At 74.1% G+C, this 6,523-nt stretch carries 6 protein-coding genes; 1 reads left to right on the plus strand and 5 read right to left on the minus strand.

What is annotated here, in order from left to right:
* Window positions 1–2,133 (minus strand): ATP-dependent DNA helicase RecG (locus I4I78_RS28415; protein ID WP_218614586.1); only part of this gene is annotated, 2,133 nt, incomplete at its 3' end.
* A 115-nt stretch (window positions 2,134–2,248) separates the two neighbouring features.
* Window positions 2,249–4,069: a DAK2 domain-containing protein gene (locus I4I78_RS28420; RefSeq protein WP_308252418.1), complete on the minus strand. Its 1,821-nt coding sequence runs from the start codon at window positions 4,067–4,069 to the stop codon at window positions 2,249–2,251.
* Between the two features lie 167 nt (window positions 4,070–4,236).
* Here I4I78_RS28420 and rpmB point away from each other — a divergent pair, with 167 nt between their 5' ends.
* The gene (gene rpmB, locus I4I78_RS28425; RefSeq protein ID WP_218614582.1) at window positions 4,237–4,428 is read left to right on the plus strand and encodes a 50S ribosomal protein L28; all 192 of its coding nucleotides are present in this window, start codon (window positions 4,237–4,239) and stop codon (window positions 4,426–4,428) included.
* Window positions 4,429–4,511: 83 nt separating this feature from the next.
* On the opposite strand, the gene I4I78_RS28430 is transcribed toward rpmB, so the two are convergent.
* From I4I78_RS28430 to I4I78_RS28440, 3 genes are all read right to left on the minus strand, one after another.
* A complete protein-coding gene (locus I4I78_RS28430) occupies window positions 4,512–5,111 on the minus strand; it encodes a DUF1707 domain-containing protein (protein WP_218614583.1) in 600 nt (199 codons plus the stop codon).
* A gap of 86 nt (window positions 5,112–5,197) precedes the next feature.
* A complete protein-coding gene (locus tag I4I78_RS28435) occupies window positions 5,198–5,875 on the minus strand; it encodes a uracil-DNA glycosylase (protein ID WP_218614584.1) in 678 nt (225 codons plus the stop codon).
* A gap of 68 nt (window positions 5,876–5,943) precedes the next feature.
* Window positions 5,944–6,465, minus strand: a complete 522-nt coding sequence (locus I4I78_RS28440) for a gamma carbonic anhydrase family protein (RefSeq protein ID WP_218614585.1) — start codon at window positions 6,463–6,465, stop codon at window positions 5,944–5,946.
* Between the last annotated feature and the right edge of the window lie 58 nt (window positions 6,466–6,523).

The raw sequence follows: 6,523 nt of genomic DNA on the forward strand, positions 1-6,523 counted from the left end.
GCCGGGGTGGTCGGCCAGCGTCGGGTCACGGTCGACCAGGTCCTTCGCGTAGACCTGGGCCTTGGCGATGACGTCGCCGTGGCGCAGCAGCGAGAGCAGCCGCAGCCCGGAGCGCGCACCGGACTGCATCGCGCCGAGCACGTCGCCCTCCCGGCGCAGCTCCAGGTCCAGGCGCGCCAGCTCGAAGCCGTCGGTGGTGCCGGCGACGGCGTCGAGACGTTCGCGGGCGGTGGTCGCCGCGGGCATCTCGGTGACCAGCAGGCACACCCCCGGCGCCGAGCCCCGCCCGACGCGTCCGCGCAGCTGGTGCAGCTGCGACAGGCCGAACCGGTCGGCGTCGAGCATCACCATCGCGGTCGCGTTCGGCACGTCCACACCGACCTCGATCACCGTGGTGGCCACCAGCACGTCGAGCTCGCCGCGCTCGAAGGACCGCATCACGGTGTCCTTCTCGTCGGGGTGCAGCTTTCCGTGCAGGATCCCCACCCGCAGCCCGGCCAGCTCGCCCTCGATCAGCCGCGGGGCCACGTCCATCACGGCCAGAGGCGGGCGCTTGGCGTCCTCGTCGGAGCTCGCCCCCTCATCGGGGTCGTCGCGGTCGACCAGGTCGCCCTCCGGGTCGCCCCGGCCGCCCGGCTTCGCGTCCTCTCCCCCGACCCGCGGGCAGACGACGTAGCACTGGTGCCCGGCCTCGACCTCCTCGCGGACCCGCTGCCAGATCCGCCCGAACCACGTCGGGTGCTCGGCCAGGGGCACCACCGACGTCGCGATCGGCGATCGGCCGCCCGGCAGCCCGTGCAGCGAGGAGATCTCCAGGTCGCCGTAGACGGTCATCGCGACGGTCCGCGGGATCGGCGTCGCCGTCATCACCAGCATGTGCGGGGCCAGCTCGCCGCGTCCGCGCAGCGCGTCACGCTGCTCGACGCCGAAGCGGTGCTGCTCGTCGACCACGACCAGGCCGAGATCGGCGAACCCGACCGTTTCCTGGATCAGCGCGTGCGTGCCGACCACGATCCCGGCCGCGCCGGACTGCGCGTCGAGCAGGGCGGCCCGCTTGGCCTTCGCCCCCAGGGAGCCGGTGACCAGCGTGATCGCCGTGGACTGCTCGGCCGCGCCCAGCTCGCCGGCCTGCCCGAGCGGGCCCAGCATGGACCGCAGCGACCGGGCGTGCTGCGCGGCGAGCACCTCGGTCGGCGCGAGCATCGCGGCCTGGCGGCCGGAGTCGAGCACCTGCAGCATCGCCCGCAGCGCGACGATCGTCTTGCCGGCGCCGACGTCGCCCTGCACGAGCCGGTTCATCGGGTGCTCGCGCCCGAGGTCGTCGGCGACCTCGGCACCGACCTCGTGCTGGCCGTCGGTCAGCGCGAACGGCAGGTTCGCGTCGAACGCGTCGAGCAGCCCGCCCGGCCGGGGCGGGCACGCCGGCGCAGGCCGCGACACCGTGGCGTGGCGGCGCAGGGCCAGCGCGAGCTGCACGCCCATCGCCTCGTCCCAGACCAGGCGGTTGCGCGCGGCGTGGATGTCGGCCTCGACCTCCGGGACGTGGATCCGGCGCAGCGCGCGGCCCAGCTCGGGCAGCTTCTCCCGTTCCCGCAGCGACTCCGGCAACGGGTCGGTCGGGTCGTCGAGCAGCTCCAGCACCTGACGGGCGCAGCGCGCGATCTCCTGCGAGGTGATCTTCCCGGTGGCCGGGTACACCGACAGGAACGGGCGCACCTCGTCGGACTCGTCGAGCGGCTCGAACTGCGGGTGGGTGAGCTGCAGGCGGCCGTTGAACACGCCGACCTTGCCCGCGAACACCGCCCGCACGCCCGGGTGGATCGCGAACTGCACCTTCTGACCGTTGAAGAACGTGCAGTCGAGCTGCCCGCCCTTCTCGTCCCGGATGACGACCTGCAGCATCTTCCCGCGGCGGTTGCGCATCGGGCGCAGCGTCGCCTTCTCCACCTGGGCCACCAGCGTCGCGTGCTCGCCCTGGACCAGCCCGGCGATGTCGGTCAGCCGCCCGCGGTCGACGTGCCGGCGCGGGTAGTGCCGCACCAGGTCGCCCACCGTGTGGATCTCCAGTGAGCCGGCCAGCGCGTCCGCCGCCTTCTTCCCGACCACCTCGAGCAGCCGCGTGTCCAGATCGATGTTCCCGGCGTCCGCGCTCCTCGCGTCCGTGCTCCCGGCGTCCGTGCTCCCCGCGTCCGTGCTCACTGTGCCCTCCGAACCCACTGCTCCCCCGTCACCACCGCGGCCCCGCCCCTCATTCGACCCCCAGCACCAGCGGGAAGTCCTGCTGCTCCCCGCGGTGCACGACCACGTCCACCTCGGGGTGGGTGCGCCACAGGTCCTCGGCCAGCGACACCCCGAGCGAGTCCGGGGCCGCCGCGCCGAGCAACGCGGTCACCAGTTCACCACCCGGGGTCAGCATGCGGTGAGCCAACCACAGGGCACCGACAGCCAGGTCCGGCGCGATCAGCACCACCTCGCCGTCGGAGACCCCGAGCACGTCACCCGGCTGGCACCGACCGGCCCAGGTCAGCGCCTCGGTCTCGGACACCATCAGGCCGCCGGTCCGGGTGCCCGCGGCGGCCTCGGCCATCGCGACGACGTCGTCGCCCGCGCGGCGGTCCGGGTCGTGCACGGCCAGCGCGGACAGACCCTGCAACACCGACACGCTCGGCACCACGACCACCTCGGTGCCCTCGACGAGCGGCACCGCCGCCTCCGCGACGGCACGGCGGTCGCCGTCGCAGGGCAGCACGACGACGTGCGCGACGCCGGTCGCGGCGACCGCGTCGGCGACGGTCCGGGCGGACAGGCCCGGGACGGGCCGGAGCACGTCTGCGCCCGCAGAACGGGCCAGCGCCGCGGCGCCCGCGCTCTCGATCATCAGCAGCACCGCGCGGTGACGACCCTCCGCCGGGGCGGGCACCGGCGCCGACACCGGGGCGGCGACCTGGGACGCCTTCGCGGTGACCCGGGCGGGGGCCTGCGCGGGAGCCTGGTCCGCGAAGCGCAGCACACGGATCCCGGACGGGCGCCCGGCCCGGATCCCGGCCTCGACCGCGGCACCGACATCGGTGCAGTGCACGTGCACGTTCCACGTCCCGGCACCGCCGGGCAGGCCGTCGCCGACGACCGCGACCGAGTCCCCGAGCCCGTCCAGCTCGTCGCGCAGGACGGCGACCCGGTCGGGGTCGGAACCGTCGAGGAGGTACATCACCTCGTAGTCGTACTCCTCGGAGCCGGACTCGCGTCCGGTCGTGAACGACACCGGTGCCTCCTGCGTCTGCCCGGGCTCGGACTCCTCCTGTGCCGGTCCCGGCGACAGCACCCGCCGCGCGTTGCCGAGCACCTCGGCCAGGGAGTCCAGGATCAGCACCAGACCCATCCCGCCCGCGTCGACCACGCGGGCCCGCGCCAGCTCCGGCAGCTGGCCGGTCGTCGCCTCCAGCGCGTCCCCGGCCGCCCGGGACGCGACGGCCGCCGTCTCCGCCAGCGGCGTCCCCTCGGGCAGCGCGGTCGAGGCGGCGGCCGCCGCCTCCAGGACGGTCAGGATCGTGCCGTGCCGGGGCCGGTGCACGGCCGACCGGGCCAGCGTCGCCGCACGCCGCAACGCCGAGGCGAACAGCGCACCACCGGCGGCGGACGCGGCGCGACGGTCCGTGCCGGCGCGGGCCGCCAGCTCGTCGCTGACCCCGCGCAGCAGCTGGGTGAGGATCAGACCCGAGTTGCCGCGCGCCCCGCGCAACGCCCCGCCGGCCAGCGCCGCCGCCGTCGCACCGGCGTCGGCGGTGTCGGGGTCCCCGTCGCCGGTGTCGGCGTCGGCGTCGGCGTCGGCGTCCCCGCTGCCGGTGTCGGTGTCGGGGCCCCCGGTGTCGGTGCCAGTATCCCCGCCGGGCCGGGCCGGGCCCAGCGCGCGCAGCGCGGCCTGCACCGTGAGCAGCATGTTCGAGCCGGTGTCGCCGTCCGGGACCGGGAACACGTTGATCCGGTCGATCTCCGCCCGGTGCCGTGTCAGGCTGCGGGTCGCCGCGTCGATCCAGCGGCGGAGCAGCTCGGAGTCGAACGACGGGGCCACGGGCGCCGAGCCTAGGACACGACCGGCCGGGACCGGCCGCTGCGCCGGGCCGACCCGCATGCGGGTCCGGTACCGGGGTCTCCTAGACTGGCGGACCGAGTCCCGGCATCGCCGGGCTTGGTCTTGAGCATCACCTGACCAGATCGTCAACCAGAGGAGTGTCCGACGTGGCTGCCGTCTGCGACGTCTGTGGCAAGGGTCCGGGCTTCGGCATGTCCGTCTCGCACTCGCACCGCCGCACCAACCGTCGCTGGAACCCGAACATCCAGACCGTGCGTGCCCGCCTGAGCGGTGGGAACCGCAAGCGTATGAACGCCTGCACCTCCTGCCTCAAGGCCGGCAAGGTCGCCCGCGCCTGAGCGGGCCGCCCGGCAGGACCGGGTGAACGACGAGGGGCGGTCCCGCGGGACCGCCCCTTACTCGTGTCCGCACCCGGCGCGGGTCAGGAGAACAGCGACATCCACACCGGTCGCGGACCCCGGACGGTGAGCGAGCCCATCCCGACCTTGCCGGTGAACACGACGTGCGGCGCGGACCCGGCGCCCGCGGCCGGGACCTTGGACTTCACGGTGCCCCACGAGCCGCGCACCCCGTCGATGTCGGCGGTGGCGCCGTGCGGCAGCACGATGGTCACCGAACCCATCCCCAGCGAGACCTCCACCTCCACCCGCGACGGCACCGAGCTCGCCGCCGACAGGTCCAGGTGGATCGATCCCATGTGCGTGGTGAGCATCATCGACGCCGGCACCGCCCAGTCGCCCTCGCGCTTGACGGTGCCCATCTCGGTGCGCAGGTGCAGCCGTTCGGCCGGAGCGCGGCGCCCGGACGCCGTGGCCGGTATGCCGGCCGGATCGGGCCCGTGTCCGGGCAGGTCGGCCAGCGGCGGTTCGAGCTGCGCGAACGTCTTCGCCGCGTAGACGACGTCGAGCCGTTCCTCGAGCTCGACGAGCGTGATGCGGCCTTCGCCGAGCGCGGCGTGCAACCGCTGCGCGGCGACCTCCCGGTCGGCGTCGGATATGCGGAGCTCTCCCGGGTCACCCACCGGGCCAGCCTACCGACGCGTCACCGTCGCGTCATGGCTCCGCCACGCGTCCGGCGGTCCGGGCCGGTGTGGTCAGGGATCAGGGATCAGGGGAGCTTCCAGTCGACGGGGTCGCCGCCGATCTCCTCCAGCAGGTCGTTCGCACGGCTGAACGGGCGGGAGCCGAAGAAACCGCGTTCGGCCGACATCGGGCTCGGGTGCGCCGACTCGATGATCGGCACGTCGACCAGCAGCGGCACCAGGTTGCGGGCGTCGCGGCCCCACAGGATCGCCACCAGCGGCTCCGCGTCCCGCTCGACGAGGGCGCGGATCGCCTGCTCGGTGACCGCCTCCCAGCCCTTGTCGCGGTGTGATCCGGGGGAACCCGGCTCCACGGTCAGGCACCTGTTGAGCAGCAGCACGCCCTGCTCGGTCCACGGGGTCAGGTCGCCGGTGGACGGCGCCGGGTGCCCGAGGTCCTCCGAGTACTCCCGGAAGATGTTCGACAGCGAGCGCGGGATCGGCGTCGTCTCCGGCGCCACCGAGAACGACAGCCCGACCGCGTGCCCCGGCGTCGGGTACGGGTCCTGGCCGACGATCAGCACCCGGACCTGCTCGAACGGCTGCTGGAACGCCCGCAGGACGTTCGCCCCGGCGGGCAGGTAGCGCCGCCCGGCCGCGATCTCCTCGCGCAGGAACTCGCCCATCGCCGTCACGACCGGGGCGGCCGGCTCCAGCGCCTGCGCCCACCCGGCCTCGACGACCTCGTTCAACGGCTTCGCCATCTTCACTCCAGTATCGATGCGCAGCTCCGCAAGCTACGTGCTCGGTCTCGATGCGCAGCTCCGCAGGGCTACGTCAGTCGGCGCAGCTCCGCGCGGAACCTCTTGCCTCGTGCGACGTAGGACTCCACCGCGTACCGCCAGCGGTCCGCCGGCACCTCGTAGTCCTCCCGGACGCGCGCCGGGACGCCGAGTGCCATCCGGTAGGCCGGGACGTGCGCGTTCGGCGAGACGACCGCGCCGGCGGCGACGATCGCCCCCTCGTCGACGCGCGAGCCGTTCAGCACCACCGAGCCGGACGAGATCAGCACCCGGTTCCCGACGGTGGACGCCTCGATGTGCACGTTGTGCCCGACCGTCACCTCGTCGCCGATGACCGTCGCCTGACGCAGCGTGGTGTGGATGATCGACCCGTCCTGGATGCTGGTGCGGGCGCCGACCTCGATCCGGCCGTCGTCGCCGCGCAGCACCGCCGTCGGCCAGACCGACGACTCCGCACCGAGGGTCACGTTGCCGATCACGACGGCGTCGGGATGCACGTAGGCATCCGGGTGGATGTCCGGTTCGACGTCACCGAGCGCGTACACAGGCACACGCAGACCCTACGAAACCCGTTCCCCCGCCCCCCGGCGGGTGGCACTCGTGCGTCGT

Source organism: Pseudonocardia sp. KRD291 (genome assembly GCF_019263595.1).
GTDB lineage: Bacteria > Actinomycetota > Actinomycetes > Mycobacteriales > Pseudonocardiaceae > Pseudonocardia.